Genomic DNA, 16,585 nt, shown 5'->3' on the forward strand with positions numbered 1-16,585 from the left:
CGTCACTAAGGTTCACGGCAGTGCCTCCCAATCAATTTCAAAGCTCAGATCAATGTGATAGGCCTGCACCATCGGTAACCGAAGAATGGGGAGCCTGAGCTGGTGTTCCAGTTCATCGAGCCGCTCGTCCAGGGTCTCTTCATCGGGCGCAGTCATGACAAACCAGAGATTGTAGGTGTGCTCACGGGCGTAATTATGGTTCACCCCCGGAGCGCGGTTTATCCTGGCGGCGACCAGATCGAGCTGTTCATGCGGCGCCGCCACGGCAGCCAGCAGGCTCGCACCGGCCTGACTGTGTTCGAACACCGGCCCTACCCGGCTGAGGACCTGATTGTCCTGGAGCGACTGAAGGCGTTGGATGAGCTCGTCTTCGGCAATGCCCAGTTGTCGGGACATTGCCTCGTACGGCCTTTCACAAACGGGCAGATCCCGCTGGAAAAAGTTGATCAGTTGCTGGTCAGTCGCATCCAGTCTCATTAGTGTTCTCCTCAGAGCCGTACTGAGTATTGTAGACGGTGAACTTGCTGGACCCATTGGCAACGGTCATTGATTACCTCGTGCCATGCAGCACCGGTGGGGGTGATCTGCGCTCAGTCGGTCACCGGCTGCCATGGCGTTCAAGAGTGCGTATAGGTTTGCCTCCTTTGGCTCTCTTAACATTGATTGACGTCAAGTGAATGGTGTTTAGGTGGCTTTGCCACGGGCTTTTGACCAGTATCAAGGAGGCACTCAGGTGGCGTTGCGACGATAATGCTGACAGATCGAATGACCGGGAGCGGACACATGGCTAGGCGCATTGGGACAACACGGGCTTTGTGCTTCGCGGTGCTCGTTTTTTTACCGCCAGCAGTCTTCGCTGCTGAGAAGCAGCCTCGGCCTGATCGGGATCTGAGCAACTTCGTCTTGCAGGATTGTGGCTCCTGTCATGGCATGACGCTCAAAGGCGGGCTCGGCCCTCCTCTGCGACCTGCGGACCTGGAGCGGTTACCCACCGAGACCGTTGCGGCAATTATTCGTGAAGGTGTGCCGGGTACGGCGATGCCGCCCTGGAAGGCGCTGCTGACACCTGCAGAAATTGACTGGGTTAGCCAACAACTGAAGTCCGGCACCCTTTTGGATTGACCAGAGGATTCTCAACTTATGAATGTGCTTTCACCTGTTCGTACTCGGCTTGTGTTGCCACTCCTGTTGGCACTGGCCGTGACCGGTTGTCAGACAGTGTCGCCTGCCAGGCCTGCAACGGCTCTGATGGGTACCGGTGATCTCGGCTTGATCATCGAGCGCGCCTCGGGATCGGTGCTGGTGATCAATACCACCAGCCGCTCCGTGCTTGATCGGGTTGAGGGACTTGGCGATCTGTCCCATGCCTCGGTGGTCTATTCACGGGACGGTCGTTACGGTTACGTCTTCGGCCGCGATGGTGGCCTGACCAAAGTGGATCTGCTAACAAGCGCCATTGTTGATCGGGTCATCCAGTCCGGGAACAGCATCGGCGGCGCCATCTCCCAGGACGGCCGGTTCGTGGCCGTTTCCAACTATGAGCCGGGCGGCGTGAAGGTATTCGACAGCAGCACCCTGGAACTGGTGATGGATATTCCCGCGGAGTACACCGATTCAACAGGCAAGGTTAAGCGGTCAAAAACCGTCGGCCTGGTGGATGCCCCCGGGAACCGCTTTGTGTTCAGCCTGTTCGATGCGAATGAGGTCTGGACGCTGGATATGAATGCACCCGAGACGCCAATCCAGAAGTACAAGGCTGGCGATGCGCCCTACGATGCGCTTATAACGCCTGACGGCCGCTACTACATCGCCGGGCTGTTCGGCGAAGATGGCTTGTCCATGCTGGATCTCTGGAATCCTGAACAGGGCGTCAGCGAAATCCTGCCCAGTTATGGCAAAGCTGAAGAACAGCTACCGGTATACAAGATGCCCCATCTGGAAGGCTGGGCTATTGCCGACGGCCAGGCGTTCGTTCCGGCCGTTGGTTACCATCAGGTACTGGTAGCCAACATGAGCGACTGGTCGCTGACCGATCGCATCGCCGTTCAGGGTCAGCCGGTGTTTGTCATGGCCAGCCCGGACAACCGCCAGATCTGGGTGAGTTTTGCCCATCCGAACAACGATGTAGTTCAGGTGATTGATTCACAGACCAGGAAAATCATCCGCACGCTGGAGCCCGGTGTTGCCGTGCTGCACATGGAGTTCACGCCCCGCGGCGAAGAGGTGTGGGTGTCTGCAAGGGACAGTAATGAGGTGACCGTCTATAACACCCGGACTCTGGAGCCGGTCGCCACACTGCCTGCCGAAAACCCCAGCGGCATCTTTTTCACCAGCCGCGCGCATGCCCTGGGTCTTTGACTCGCGGCGGACGTTCGCTGGCGTCGTGCTGGCTGGCATGGGGCTTATCGCGCATGCCAGCGCTGGGAATGCGCCGATTCTGATCGCCATCGAGTCCGCAAACAGCGCATTGGCAGTCGCCCAGTATCGGTTGACGAGCTATCTGCAGGCTCAGGGCTGCCGCGCCAATATCCACTTTGATGCCGAGGTGCCCGGTCTTGCTCTGGCCTTTCTGCCAGGCGCCGCTGTGGGGGATTCTGATCCGATTCTGGAGGCCGTTAACCGCGACGGCCAACGCCCGGTTCCCGTCTGGGTAACCCGCAGCACGGCCGGCGTGCGGGATATTCGTGAGCTGCAAGGTCGCGACCTGGCCACCGTTGCCGGCACCGATCCTCTGGGTGGCAACCTGGCGCTGGCCGCACTCCGTGAACGAGGCATCACGCCCAGGCCAGAACAGCTTTATGAAGCCGGTGATTACAGTTCCGCGCTGGGGTTACTGCTGCACAACAACACCCACGCAGCGGTTTCCGAGCTGGGCTTTGTGCAGCCATTACTGACCGGGAACAGCCTGGTAGTAAGCTGGCAAGGCAGTCCTGTACAGGCCGGGGGCTGGTACCGGCAGAATGGCTGGAGCGAGCACGCAGGAGTCTGTGAACAGGCGTTGGCCCGAAGCCAGCGCGCAGCGGATCCGCAGATGTTTGCAGCCTTTCCCGAGTGGGTGTCCGGCTTTGCCCTGCCTGGCAGTCAGGACACCGGTCAATGACGTTTTTCCGATCACCATGGGCTCTTTCGCGATCGCCGCTTGCCTCGACAGGCAGCCCGTCAATGGCCTGCTAACATGATAAATCACTCGCACTCAGGAGATACCATGAACAGCTCAACGCTGCGTATTGCCCGCCGCTTTTGCGGGCCGCCGGACAGCGGCAACGGTGGTTATGTGTGCGGTTTGGTGGCAAAACACATGGATCAACCCTGCCAGGTTACCCTGCATGCGCCGCCACCTCTGGATACCGACCTGCAGCTTGTCCCCCATGAAGACGGGCTGCAGCTGAAGCTCGGCGAGCAGCTGCTGGCCAGTGCCCGGCCCTATACCTTCGATCTGGATATCCCCCCACCGCCCTCGTTGCAGGAAGCCGAACAGGCCCAGCAGCGGTTTGATGGATTTCGCCACCATAACCTGCCCGGCTGTTTCGTCTGCGGTCCCAACCGTGCGGCCGGCGATGGCCTGCGCATATTTACCGGCGAAGTCTGCGACCATGAAGATCAGGTCGCCGCGCTCTGGCAACCTGCGGCAGATCTGGCCGACGCCGATGGCTTTATAGCCAGCGAGTTTCTCTGGGCGGCGTTGGACTGCCCAGGCTTCTTCGCCGTCAAGCGGGTTTCGGACGCGGCCTTGCTGGGGCGTTTTAGCGCCCATGTCGAACATCCGGTGCGCCCCGGCGAGACCCTGATAGTGTCGGCGTGGGCGATCAGCCATGAGGGCCGCAAACATAACGCCGGCAGCGCCCTGTACCGCAGCAACGGCGAACGCGTGGCCCACGCCGAAGCCACCTGGATCAGCTTGAAACGTTGAGTTGGAAATGGAGCGGCGTTGATACAAACGGCGATCAACCCCCACTTGCTCTGCCTTGTTCCATCACTGTAACTTGGCTAGCAGTATCACGCTTTTCTATTTCTACCGTACGGTACCGGACTAGACGCAGCCTGCCTTTCGATGCTCAGGCCATTATAAGATTCAATACGCGACACGGGTGCCCGGTTATGCATAACAAGCAGTCCTTTCTGCTAGGCGGTGGTGAAATCGGTGCACGCATGCGTGCGCACGACTGGGCTGCGACATCCCTCGGCCCGCCCGAAACCTGGCCTCAATCGCTCAAATCAGCCATTTCGACCTGTATCAATTCACCCGTACTCGGTGCCGTGCTCTGGGGTCCGGAGCTGCGGATGTTCTATAACGACGCTTACATCCCTGCCATGGCAGAACGGCATCCCCATGCACTGGGCCGACCCGTTGCAGAGGTGTGGGGGGAATCCTGGGATACAGTTGCGCAACCCTTTTGGCAACTGATGGATACTGGAGAGGGGTTCATCCACAACAAGGTTGAGCTACCCATGACTCGCCATGGCCAGCGCGAAATCACTTACTGGGGCATTACTGCCAGCCCGATTCGCGGTGAAGACGGCAGCGTTGTAGGTCTGTACAACCAGGGTTTTGAAATTACGTCGAGGATCATTGCCGAACGCGAGCGGGATGTGGCTGAAACCCAGTTACGCCTCGTCAATGTCAAATTGGCCGAGGAAGTAACTGCTCGCACCGAGGAGCGCAATCTGATGTGGGATACCGCTCCAGACCTGATGCTGATCCTCGATTTCAAAGGCATATTCCGCCGGGTCAACCCCGCCTGGACCCAGGTTCTGGGTTATTCCGCTGATGAGCTGGTCGACCATCATATCAACGAATTCGTGATGCCCGAAGACCATGCAGAGACAGTGGCCGCCTATGAATCGGCGGAATATGGCCAGCATCCTCGCGTTATCAATCGCTACAGGCACAAGGACGGATCATTGCGATGGATCTCCTGGGCCGCCGCCCCGGCGGGCAAACTGACCTATGCCACAGGGCGTGACATCACGCAGGATAAATTACGTGAAACAGAGCTGGAATCAACCCAGGAACAGCTGCGCCAGTCGCTGAAAATGGAGGCGGTGGGCCAGCTCACTGGCGGGCTCGCGCACGACTTCAACAATCTGCTGACCGCGATAACTGCTAGCCTTGATTTGATCAGCCGGCGTATCGAGCAGAACCGTCACGACGATGTGGGTCGGTTTATATCGGCGGCGAAGGAGGCATCCAGCCGCGCAGCATCCCTTACCCATCGTCTGTTGGCGTTCTCCCGAAAGCAGACCCTGGCGCCTCAGTCGGTGGATCCCGATCAATTGATTGAAGGCATGCTGGAGTTGATCTGTCGGACGGTTGGGCCATTGATTACAGTCGAGCATGTTGGCGACCCGACACGCTGGGCCGCACTGGTGGACCCCTCACAGCTGGAAAATGTTCTGCTGAATCTGTGCATTAACGCCCGGGACGCCATGCCCGACGGGGGCCGTATTCTAATCGAGACCCATAATGTTGTTTGCGATAGTGAGCAAGCCGTAGAACGGGATATGCCACCGGGAGAATACGTACGGCTCAGGGTCAGCGACACCGGCAGCGGTATGTCCCCCGAGGTCGCCGCCCGGGCTTTCGACCCGTTCTTCACCACCAAGCCGATCGGCATGGGAACCGGGCTCGGACTGTCGATGATCTACGGCTTTGCCAAACAATCCGGCGGGCAAGCGCAACTGACCTCCATCATGGGCCAGGGCACTCAGGTAGCCATCTGCCTACCTCGTCATGTCGAAAAAACCCGTACAGAGCAACCATTGGCAGAGGCGTTAGCCCCGCCTGTCGGCGAGGTCAGCGAGGTCAGCGAGACCATTCTGATCATCGATGATGAACCCACTGTGCGCATATTGGTGGCCGTCGCTTTACAGGAACTGGGTTACATAACTCTCGAGGCCGAGACCGCTCTGGCGGGCCTGGTGGTATTGCAATCGGACCAGCCGATAGGCCTGCTATTGACGGATGTCAGCTTGCCCGGGGGCATGAACGGCCGGGAGCTGGCGGAGGCGGCGCGCGTAACACGCCCCCACTTGCCTGTGCTGTTCATGACTGGATATGCCGCGCATGCGCTGTTCGAAGACGCTAACGCCGAGACTGCCATGGCGGTGCTGACCAAACCCTTCCCCATAGCCACGCTTGTATCAAATATTCGAGAGCTGTTGCAGTCTTCGCCTGCGGACGCCGATTGGATGGAACCTCTGCCCGCCTGAGGGGGTTCAAAGCCTTAAAGCTACCTGATTAAGGAGCAGTGCATGTCTTCAGACCCGGCAAAACAGGCGACGCTTTACAGGATGGTCATGCCCGAGCATACGTGCCCCTTTGGCCTGAAATCCCTCGACCTGCTCAAACGCGAAGGCTATGAAGTCAACGACAATTGGCTGACCTCCTCTGAACAGACCGACGCGTTCAAAGCGGAGCATAATGTGAAAACCACGCCTCAGACGTTCATCGGCACCGAGCGCGTTGGCGGATATGACGAGCTGCGCCGACACTTCGGTAAAAAAGTGAGGGACCCTGACGCAACCAGCTATCAGCCAGTCATAGCGGTTTTTGGTGTAGCAGCGCTTCTGGCGTTGGCGGTGAGCTGGACGCTGAGTGGCGCATGGTTATCGATCCGTACGATCGAGCTGTTCATTGCCTTGAGCATGTGCATCCTGGCGTTGCTCAAGCTGCAGGACGTCGAAAGCTTCTCAAGCATGTTCCTCAATTACGATCTGCTTGCCCGTCGAGTGGTGCCCTATTCCTACGTGTATCCCTATGCCGAGCTGCTGGCTGGCGTACTGATGGTGGCCGGCGCACTGCTGTGGATCGCGATCCCGGTGGCATTATTCATCGGGACCATCGGTGCGGTGTCGGTATTCAAGGCCGTTTACATCGACAAACGCGAACTGAAATGCGCCTGCGTGGGCGGCGGTAGCAACGTGCCGCTGGGCTTTGTATCCCTCACTGAAAACCTGATGATGATGGCGATGGGGTTGTGGATGCTCCGGTATCTCGGAGTTGAAAGCGCAGCGCGTCGGCCCCCAGCTCTATATCATTACGCTTGGTAGGGATATGCTTTTTCGCTATTATGTCGCCATTACAAAAAGTGGCGATCGTAGATGGACTCTCACAAACACCTGTGGCTGCTCGTGCTCCTCCTGCTGACGTCAAGCCTGGCGTGGGCAGCGCCGCCGATCGACATACATGACGGACCGGTCAATCTGAACGATTTCCGCATGGCCTATCATGTGGATCCATCCAAAACCTTGACCTACGAACAAGTCCGCAGCCTTCCGTTTACCGAGATCAACAATAAAGCCTCTCTTGGAACAGACGCCAAAGTCACCTGGTTCAAGCTGCTGCTGAACAACAACACTGGCGTTGAGCAAAAGCTGTTCCTTCACCTGCCCCACGCCTATCACGTGGCGTCAGTCGAGATTCATGAAGAGCGTGCAGGTACGCTCCTGCGCCGCGCTCACCTGGATCTGGACGCCGCCCCGGTTAGCGACCTGATGTACCGCGGCACTGCCGTCTACCCCCTCACCCTGGCAGCCGAGCAGCCGACTGTGCTCTATCTGCGTAGCCATTCGTATTCGCACCAATGGTTTGCCGTCGACATTCTGGATGAGCAGGCGTCGCGACGCGCCCTGATCGGCGTCAATCTCGATATCGCCCTGATGGTCGGTATGTTACTGGCGCTGGTTTTCTATAACGGCCTGCTGTATTTCGCTACCAGTAAAAAAGAGAACATTTTCTACTCGCTGTATCTGATTTCAGGCCTGGTCTGGATCGCCCTGTCGTACGGCCTGATCGCCAATATCTTCGATGTGTACGGTAGTCAGGTGTTCAGACTGAACATCTCCTTGATCACCATGCCGATCTTTTTGCTGTTGTTCATGATGGCGATATTCGATACCAAACGAATCTACCCCACCGAACACCGCTGCCTGCAAGTACTGTTGATTTTCCTGAGCTGCACCCTGGCCTGGGGTCTTTTTGACATCGCCGGCGCGCTCAAACCCGCGAGCACACTGGCGGCAGTGATGATGGTGGTGACCTTTTCGGTGAGCATCTCGCTGTACCGTAAGGGCAACCCGTTAGCGCGGTACTTTCTGATCGGCCACAGCTTCTTCGTTGTGTTCAATGGCATCGCTGTCCTGTTCTATAAAGGCCTCATTCCAGTCAGCTATTTGAACAGCCACGGTGTCGGCATTGGCATCGTGCTGGAAGCGCTGACACTGGCCTATATCATCTCGCACCGAATCAGGATTCTGGAAGATATACGCGCCTCTCAGGATGAGCTGAAAAAGCAGGCGTCAACCGACCCGCTGACCAGGCTCTACAATCGCCGGTTTTTTCTCTCCGAAGCCGATTACTTACTGCAATCAGCACAGCTCAGCCAGGCGCCCATGGCCGTGCTGGCGCTGGATATCGATCATTTCAAAAGCGTCAACGACCATTACGGCCACGCCTGCGGGGACCAGGTTCTCATCGCGCTGTCTCACAGCTTGAAACAGCACAGCCGGGATAATGATCTGATTGCCCGTTTCGGCGGAGAAGAATTTGTCATGCTGCTTCCGGATGCCAATCTTGAGGAGGCATACAGGTGCGCCGAGCGTATTCGAGCGGCCGCCGAAACCCTTCAGGTAAGAGCCGACCCTGACGCAGCCGTGCATATAACCGTCAGCATTGGCGTGGCAGAGGTCGGCGTCGGATACGAGACGATTGAAACCGCACTGAGTCGTGCCGACCGGGCGCTGTATCAGGCCAAGCACAGCGGTCGCAATCGAGTGAGCACCGACAGACCAGCGCTCGAGACGCTACAGGCGGTCTGAGCGTCGCACCCGACTCATCATGAGTAGGGTGCGACCGCGCATTGGCTAGGGAATCAGTTTGCGCTCACGCAGCGTAGCGAACACGTCAAAGAAGGCGTCGTCGCTGGCCTGGTAACCAGTGAACCCCAGCTTTCGGCTTTTTGACATATCGGTCACTACTTCAATTGGCCGGCCCAGGTCTGCATCGGTATGCCAGGGTGAAACGAGCTTATCGATATCGGCTTCCGCCAGACCCTGCTTGGCAGCTATCTCTTTCCAGATGCGGGCATCGTCGGCCATCTGCTGCTCCAGCGGGATCAGCTTGCCATCAAAGGCAGCCGGCGGGATGCCGAACCATTCAGCGATGCGACTCCACATCCAGCTCCAGCGAAACACATCGCCATTGACGATATTGAAGGCCTCATTTGCAGCCGCCGGCGTGGTCGAAGCCCAGACCATATGCCTGGCCAGCTGGCGTGAATCGGTCATGTCCGTGAGACTGTTCCACTGCACCTCGGAGCCGGGGAAGCGAAAGGGGCGGCCGGTCACCTTGCAGATCGATGCATACACCGCCAGGGTCGTCGCCATGTTCATGGCATTGCCGACCGCTACTCCGGTAACGGTATGCGGCCGGTGCACGCTCCAGTTAAAACCGTCCCGGGCGGCAGCGGCGAACAGTTCATCTTCCTGGGCGTAGTAGAAGTTTTCCACATCCAGGCGCCCCTGCTCTTCACGGAACGGCGTCTGGGGCAAAGTCCCCTTGCCGTAGGCCTCGAACGGGCCGAGGTAATGCTTGAGCCCGGTGACCAGTGCAACATGACGGACTGACGCCGCGGGCCGCAGTGCTTCCAGTACGTTACGGATCATCAGACCGTTAACGCGAATATTCTCGGCTTCGGTGGGCTGACGAGCCCAGGTCGTCAGATAGACATGGCTAGGCGCCAAGCCTTTCAAGGATTCGGCCAGAGACGCGGGGTCCAGCAAATCTGCACTGATCGGCTGAACGCCCTCCTCGGCCAACGGCCGGCGCGCAAGCCCTGCGACCTGCCATTTCTGATCGATTAGCTCGCGGACCACCGCACTGCCGGTAATGCCGCTCGATCCAACGACGAGAGCGTTATGGGTCATGGTTGATACCTCGGATAAGAATATGCGGACCACCTTAGTGGAAGCTGACTCTTCTATACAGCCAGCATCGAAACTGTCCCCATCAAACCGATGGATGACTGGCCCACCGACGATGCCAGAGCACCCGGAGCTCGGCGTTTTTCTGCAGGGGTGCCAGGTTACTGCGAACCAGCGCACGTTGTGCGCTGCCATGGTGACCCCGGGGCTGGATCACGTGTTGTAATCCCAGCTGGTTACACAAGCATTGGATAGCAAACCAGGGCGCTGGACTGCATGTTGACAGGCGGGCCCAGCGGCAGAGACGGGCTACCAGGCGCCAGCTATAAGGATTGCAGATATGGAGATCAACCGCGTTTCTCCCGAACGCGTGGCGAACGAGCACTACGAGCTCATCATTATCGGTTCAGGATTTGGCTCAACTTTCTTTCTGAACGAAGCCGTCAAGCACCTCAGCGGCCGGGCGCTGGTGATCGAATGGGGCGATCATTACCCTTGGGCGACTCAGGTTCGGGAGCGACGAAACAGCGACATCCCCCATGCCTCTACCTACGAAAATCTGGGCGACAAGCCCTGGAACATGACCATCGCATTGGGCGGCGGCATGAACTGCTGGTTTTCGCAGGCCCTGCGCTTGCACCCCAAGGACTTCCACATGAAAACCCTCTACGGGGTGAGTAATGACTGGCCGGTGGACTACGAGGCACTTGAGCCCTATTACTGCCAAGCCGAAACGATAATGTCCATCTCTGGCGATCCGGCAATGGCGAGCATCTTGCCGCGCAGCATGCCGTTCCCTCAGCCCCCGCATAAGGGAACGACGGTCGATGAAATGATGAAGGCGATAATGCCTGATCGGCATTTCATCGTCCCTACAGGGCGCGCCAGTGTGGCCAACGACCAGCGCGGCGTGTGCTGTGCCAACGCCACCTGCTACCAATGCCCGGTCAATGCCAAGTTTACGGCGGAAAACGGCTTTCCCACTTTGTTCGCTCACCCCAAGGTGGACGTGTGCGTACGGTCGGAAGTGAAGTCTCTGGACTACCAGGGCGACACCATCACCGCCGCGGTCTTCGAGTCCAACGGCCGGCAATACAAGGTGCACGGAGACATGTTCGTGCTCGGTGCCAATGCCATCCAGGCACCCGCCATTCTGCTGCGCTCGGATATTGTGTACGGCGAAACGGCGCTCAATCTGCATGAGCAGATCGGAGCAGACGTTGAAGTCTATCTGGATAATCTCGCCTCAATGAACGGCAGCACTATCAGTACCGGCCTGAACTACCACTTCTACGACGGGGATTTCAGGAGCGAACGCTCCGCAAGCATTGTCACTTTCGAGAACCGCTGGCCGCATGGCCTGCGTCCCGAACCTGACAAGTGGCATCATTTACTCCCGCTCAGCATCGTGAGCGAGGATTTGCCGAGCCTGAACAACAGGGTCACGGTAGATCCTGGTTCTGGCCAGGCTGTCGTGCATCATGCCGGACCCTCGGAGTACGGTCGCAAGGGGCTGGATTATGTCATCGACAATCTGGACGAGTTGCTGGCAGGTATTCCGGTGGAGTCCGTGCACTTCAGACGCTGGCGGGCGACTGAATCGCACCTGCAAGGCACGCTGCGCATGGGAGTCAACGGGGATGGCTCAGTCATCGGCCATAGCCTGCTGCATCACCAGAAACGCAACCTGGTGGTCGTGGGCAGTGCCAGCTTCCCCACCTGCTCACCTTCAAACCCCAGTTTGACGGTCGCTGCCCTGTCGATCCGCGCGGCCGAGCTGCTGTACGGCAAAGGAGCGTTAGCATGAACCGGCGCCACTTCCTGATACTGGCTGCAACCGCGGTGAGCGCAGCCGCAGTGGCTGGGACTGTCAAGATGCCGGATGATCCCTATGCATATATCGGCGCATTGCTCAGTGAATTCGTCGGCGACTTCACAATGGACGCAGAGCAACAGCGGCAGTTTGTCGAGGCGTTCAGTAACCATTACGGCAACGACAAGGTAATGGGCTTCGTCGGCTTGCATCGTATCCGCAGGTCGATGTCCTTGGGCACCGCCTATACGCACACCAAGGTGGATCTATACGAACGCCGACTGATTTCAGACTTCATGACCTCAACCGACTTCTTCCGCCAGTATCAGGCAGGAGCCGCTCCCCACGTCAGCTTCACTGGCTTCAAACAGCCTTGCAGCAACCCCTTCGCCCGGCAGACCCAGACCACCTGAAATCCCCTCGGGGGTGGTTCCTCCCATAGACCGGCTCCCACTCTCCCCGGCCCGCCCAAGCGTCAATATTTGTGCGCCGTTCCAGATAACGAGACGCATGATTACTCGAAACGCACCCTTATTGCTATTGACAAGTATTATCGATAGCGATTGACAATCGTTCCCATTACTTTTTACTATCGCGTCCTGCTGATAACGCCTGCCCGCAGGCTTTCGTAACCATGCTCAGGAAGACGCAATGAAACCCGCAATCTTCGCCACACCCCACGCCCTCGCTATTGCAGTAGCCGCCTCACTCTCACCCGCCGTCTCGTTTGCCCAGTCAGACGATGTGCTGAAAATGCCCTCCATGCAGGTTGTCGGATCCGAGCAGGATGCGATATCACGCCAGACCGGCGCGGTGGTAATCGTCGATCGTGAAGAGATCCAGCGCATCCAGCCGACTTCTACCGAGGATGTGTTGCGCCGACAGCCCGGCATCAACGCCAAGACCGAGGAAGAGTCGGCGATTGTCAGTAACATCGGTATCCGAGGTCTGTCGGCCAGCGAGTCGAAGTCTCTGGTATTGGAAGATGGTGTACCGGTTGCGCCCGGCCTGTTCATTGGTAACGACCGCTATTACAACCCTCGCATCCAGCGCATGGACGGCATAGAGATACTCAAGGGCTCCTCCTCACTGCGTTACGGCCCCTCTACCATTGGCGGCGTAATCAACTACATCACCAAGACACCAGATGACGGCGTCGGTGTATCAGCGCGCGTCGGTTCGTGGAATACCCGGGAGGCGACTCTGGAAGCCGGCGGGCGCAATGAGGCAGGTAATGCCTTTGCTGGTCTGGTCGCTACCCACGCGCGCAGCGATGGTTGGCTCGACCGGGACTATGAGATGACCGATCTGATGTTCAAGGCCGGTATCGCTCCGAACGAAAACCACAATCTGGGTGTGAAGCTTTCCTGGCACGAAAACGATGCGAATATCTCCTACCGCGGGCTGTTCCTGGGCGACTACCGCGCGGGCAAGACCTACAACCCGGCGCCGGATGATTACTACCTCACCGACCGCAAGGCGATCGACGTTAACCATGAATGGCACCTGAGTGATCGCGCCACCCTGAACACCCTGGCCTACTGGAGCGAGCTCACGCGGGACTACTGGCGCTACGGGGTGGATACACCCGCCTCCAACGCCGCCGGCCGCTGGGTCTATACCGATAGCGTAACGGGCAATAACCGTACCTTCGACCGCTACGGCATCGAGTCACGGCTGTCGCTCGACCACGATCTATTCGGCTGGGTCAACGAAGCCGAATTCGGCGTGCGCGTGATGAAGGAAGAAGCAGATGACCGCCGCATTCGGGCGACGCGGACAGAGGACCGCAGCGGTATCAATGACCGCCATATTATCGATTCCGCCGAAAGCGTCGCAGGTTACGTACAGAACCGGATTGTTTTCAATGACCGTTTCAGCGTCACGCCAGGCGTGCGGGTTGAATCCTACGAACAAGAGCGCCGCGTCAAAACGCAGGATGATGCTTCGGCCACGACGCGCAACACCGAGGTGTTGCCCGGCATCGGCGCGACCTACCAGCTGATGCCTGAAGCGCAACTGTACGGCGGCGTATACAAGGCCTTTTCTCCGGCATCCAACGGCGTAGCGCTCGATGGTCTGGCCGATCAGAAGCTGGACGGCGAACGTTCAGTGAATTACGAGTTCGGGGTACGCGGCGCGAGCGGCGTGATCAATTACGAGCTGACGGCCTTCTACATGGATTTCCGCAATCAGGTGGTCACCGGCAACAGTGATCCGAATCTGTCGCAATCCAATGCCGGCAAGACTGAGCATTACGGTCTGGAAGCCGCGCTGGGCGTCGCCCTTGGCCGCGGCTTCAGTGTCGACTCCAACCTGACCTGGGTACCGGTGTCGGAGTTCAGCACCGGGGAATTCGAGGGCAACCGTCTGCCCTACGCACCTGAATTCATCGCCAACCTGGGTCTTCATTACATGCAGGGCCCGTTCGCCTCATCGCTCACCGCACACCACCGGGGCGAGCAGTTCGGCAGCCCCGACAACCTCAAGGCAATACCGGCGGGTGCTGAGGGTGGCATTTGGGGCGGAGAAATGTCCTCCTATACCCTGTTCGACTTGACCACCCGCTACCAGGTCACCGAGCAGTTCGGCGTGCAGGCGGCGGCCAAGAACCTTACCGACAAGCGCTATATCACTGGCTTGCGTCAGGGTATCTACGTGGGTCCTGAGCGCTCATTTGAAGTGGCGCTTGATTATCGGTTTTAAGCTACGGCCTCCACTGAACAGCCAACATATCTGTTGGCTGTTTTCTCCGCTTAACACCAGCCTTGTCTCCACTGGAAATCCTTTCGAATAACCGCGGCGGCTCTGAACTCGGCAATTCAGGGCGTGTCGTAAGCGTATAGAAGCCGTTATTCGAATACTCAAGGAAAGAGTCACGGTGACAGAAGTACGCCCTGGAAGCGGGGGCGCGAAGTATGTCCAGCGACATCGGTTTGCCGACGAAGCGCTAGGAAATTACAAGGATTCAGACATGGAGATCAATCGGGTATCGCCCGAGCACGTAGCGAACGAGCATTACGAACTCATCATCATCGGATCGGGGTTTGGCTCCACTTTCTTTCTGAACGAAGCCGTCAAGCACATCACCGGCAGGGCACTGGTGATCGAATGGGGCGATCACTTCCCATGGGCCACCCAGGTCCGGGAGCAACGTAACAGCGATATCCCCCAGGAATCCACCTACGAAAACCGCGGCGACAAACCCTGGAATATGACTATTGCCCTGGGCGGCGGCATGAACTGCTGGTTTACCCAGGCACCCCGTCTGCATCCCAAAGACTTCTACATGCAAACCCACTACGGGGTCAGCCACGATTGGCCGGTCGACTATGACGATCTGGAACCATACTACTGCCAGGTCGAGAGCAAGATGCTGATCGCCGGCGATCCAGCGATGGCGCAGATTCTGCCGCGCAGCATGCCCTTTCCACAGCCTCCGCATAGGGGCACAACCGTCGACGAGATGATGAAGGTCGCGATGCCCGAGCATCATTTTATCGTCCCGGCTGGCCGCGCCAGCGTGGTCAATGATCAGCGCGGTGTATGTTGCTCCAATGCCACCTGTTACCACTGTCCGGCCAACGCCAAGTTCACGGCGGAAAATGGATTCCCCACCTTGTTCGCCCATCCAAAGGTAGATGTTTGCGTGCGCTCGGAGGTGAAGTCGCTGGACTATCAGGGCGATACCATAACGGCGGTGGTGTTCGAGTCTAAGAGCAAGCAATACAAGGTGTATGGCGACATGTTCGTGCTAGGGGCCAACGCCATCCAGGCCCCCGCCATTCTCTTGCGCTCGGATATCGTCTATGGGGAAACCGCCCTGAATCTGCATGAGCAGATCGGGGCCGACGTTGAGGTCTATCTCGATGGTCTGGCTGCATTGAATGGCAGCACCATCAGTACCGGGCTGAATTATTACTTCTACGATGGTGATTTCCGCAAAGAGCGTGGCGCCACTGTGGTCGGCTTTGAGAATCGCTGGCCGCACGGATTGCGGCCCGAGCCGGGCAAATGGCATCACATCTTGCCGCTCAACATCGTGACTGAAGATTTGCCAAACCTGGACAACAAGGTGACGGTCGATCCGGACTCCGGCAAGGCGATCATCCACCACACCGGTCCTTCCGAGTATGGCCGAAAGGGGCTGGACCATGTACTCAATAACCTCGATGAACTGCTGGCGGCGATACCGGTGGAGTCCATCCACTTCAGGCGCTGGCGGATAACCGAATCGCACGTACAGGGCACGCTGCGCATGGGGGTGGACGGCGATGGATCAGTAGTCGATCACAGCCTGTTGCACCATCGCAAACGCAACCTGATGGTCGTGGGCAGCTCGACTTTCCCCACCTGCTCTGCCTCCAATCCCAGCGTGACCGTCGCCGCGATGTCCATCCGGGCGGCAGACCTGCTCTATGGCAAAGGAGCCCTGATATGAACCGGCGCAACTTTCTGATCTTGTCTGCAACCGCGGTAAGCGCAGCCGCAATAGGCGGGACCGTTACCGTGCTGGACGACCCCTATGCGTATATTGACAGCCTGCTACACGAGTACGTCGGCGAGTTCACCATGGATGACGCAGAGGAACGGCAATTCGTGGATGCGTTTAGCGGACATTACGGTAGCGAAAAGGTGTTGGGCTTCGTTGCCTTGCACCGTCTCCGTAGGGCGACGCCACTGAGCACTGACTATACCGACGCCAAAGTGGAGCTGTACAAGCGCAGGCTGGTGTCGGACTTCATGACCTCGACGGACTTCTTCCGCCAATATCAACAGGGCAAGGTCCCTCACGTCTATTTCACGGGGTTCAAGGTGCCCTGTAGCAACCCTTTCGCCCAGCGGGTCTAG

14 protein-coding genes are annotated in these 16,585 nt (G+C 58.2%); 12 read left to right on the top strand and 2 right to left on the bottom strand.

Annotated features, from left to right (window positions below; genetic code table 11):
- Positions 1 to 12 precede the first annotated feature (12 nt).
- The gene (locus tag FHK95_RS04160; protein ID WP_150303360.1) at positions 13 to 477 is read right to left on the bottom strand and encodes an AsnC family transcriptional regulator; all 465 of its coding nucleotides are present in this window, start codon (positions 475 to 477) and stop codon (positions 13 to 15) included.
- 306 nt (positions 478 to 783) lie between these two features.
- Here FHK95_RS04160 and FHK95_RS04165 point away from each other — a divergent pair, with 306 nt between their 5' ends.
- The 7 genes from FHK95_RS04165 (at position 784) to FHK95_RS04195 (ending at position 8,817) form a co-directional block, all read left to right on the top strand.
- Positions 784 to 1,122 (top strand): c-type cytochrome, encoded by a 339-nt coding sequence (locus FHK95_RS04165; RefSeq protein WP_150303361.1) that lies wholly within the window; start codon positions 784 to 786, stop codon positions 1,120 to 1,122.
- 18 nt (positions 1,123 to 1,140) lie between these two features.
- Positions 1,141 to 2,358 (top strand): cytochrome D1 domain-containing protein, encoded by a 1,218-nt coding sequence (locus FHK95_RS04170; protein WP_150303362.1) that lies wholly within the window; start codon positions 1,141 to 1,143, stop codon positions 2,356 to 2,358.
- Entirely contained in the window at positions 2,342 to 3,100 is a 759-nt protein-coding gene (locus FHK95_RS04175; protein ID WP_206668530.1) for a type 2 periplasmic-binding domain-containing protein, read from the top strand. The genes FHK95_RS04170 and FHK95_RS04175 overlap by 17 nt, the downstream gene beginning before the upstream one ends.
- Positions 3,101 to 3,205: 105 nt before the next feature.
- On the top strand, positions 3,206 to 3,910 hold the full coding sequence (locus FHK95_RS04180) for a hotdog fold domain-containing protein (protein ID WP_206668531.1): 705 nt from the start codon (positions 3,206 to 3,208) through the stop codon (positions 3,908 to 3,910).
- 188 nt (positions 3,911 to 4,098) lie between these two features.
- The gene (locus tag FHK95_RS04185; protein WP_150303363.1) at positions 4,099 to 6,210 is read left to right on the top strand and encodes a hybrid sensor histidine kinase/response regulator; all 2,112 of its coding nucleotides are present in this window, start codon (positions 4,099 to 4,101) and stop codon (positions 6,208 to 6,210) included.
- 42 nt (positions 6,211 to 6,252) lie between these two features.
- Positions 6,253 to 7,050, top strand: coding sequence for a glutaredoxin family protein (locus FHK95_RS04190; RefSeq protein ID WP_150303364.1), 798 nt, complete (start codon positions 6,253 to 6,255; stop codon positions 7,048 to 7,050).
- Between the two features lie 51 nt (positions 7,051 to 7,101).
- Entirely contained in the window at positions 7,102 to 8,817 is a 1,716-nt protein-coding gene (locus tag FHK95_RS04195; protein WP_150303365.1) for a sensor domain-containing diguanylate cyclase, read from the top strand.
- A gap of 45 nt (positions 8,818 to 8,862) precedes the next feature.
- On the opposite strand, the gene FHK95_RS04200 is transcribed toward FHK95_RS04195, so the two are convergent.
- On the bottom strand, positions 8,863 to 9,924 hold the full coding sequence (locus FHK95_RS04200; protein ID WP_150303366.1) for an SDR family oxidoreductase: 1,062 nt from the start codon (positions 9,922 to 9,924) through the stop codon (positions 8,863 to 8,865).
- 337 nt (positions 9,925 to 10,261) lie between these two features.
- Here FHK95_RS04200 and FHK95_RS04205 point away from each other — a divergent pair, with 337 nt between their 5' ends.
- From FHK95_RS04205 to FHK95_RS04225, 5 genes are all read left to right on the top strand, one after another.
- Positions 10,262 to 11,728, top strand: a complete 1,467-nt coding sequence (locus FHK95_RS04205) for a GMC oxidoreductase (RefSeq protein WP_150303367.1) — start codon at positions 10,262 to 10,264, stop codon at positions 11,726 to 11,728.
- On the top strand, positions 11,725 to 12,147 hold the full coding sequence (locus tag FHK95_RS04210) for a hypothetical protein (RefSeq protein ID WP_150303368.1): 423 nt from the start codon (positions 11,725 to 11,727) through the stop codon (positions 12,145 to 12,147). Before FHK95_RS04205 ends, FHK95_RS04210 begins: the two co-directional genes overlap by 4 nt.
- A gap of 238 nt (positions 12,148 to 12,385) precedes the next feature.
- A complete protein-coding gene (locus FHK95_RS04215) occupies positions 12,386 to 14,440 on the top strand; it encodes a TonB-dependent receptor family protein (protein ID WP_150303369.1) in 2,055 nt (684 codons plus the stop codon).
- A 268-nt stretch (positions 14,441 to 14,708) separates the two neighbouring features.
- A complete protein-coding gene (locus tag FHK95_RS04220; RefSeq protein ID WP_150303370.1) occupies positions 14,709 to 16,175 on the top strand; it encodes a GMC oxidoreductase in 1,467 nt (488 codons plus the stop codon).
- Entirely contained in the window at positions 16,172 to 16,585 is a 414-nt protein-coding gene (locus FHK95_RS04225; RefSeq protein WP_150303371.1) for a type 1 periplasmic-binding domain-containing protein, read from the top strand. The genes FHK95_RS04220 and FHK95_RS04225 overlap by 4 nt, the downstream gene beginning before the upstream one ends.

The sequence above is a fragment of the Pseudomonas saliphila genome, from assembly GCF_008638345.1.
Lineage (GTDB): Bacteria > Pseudomonadota > Gammaproteobacteria > Pseudomonadales > Pseudomonadaceae > Halopseudomonas > Halopseudomonas saliphila.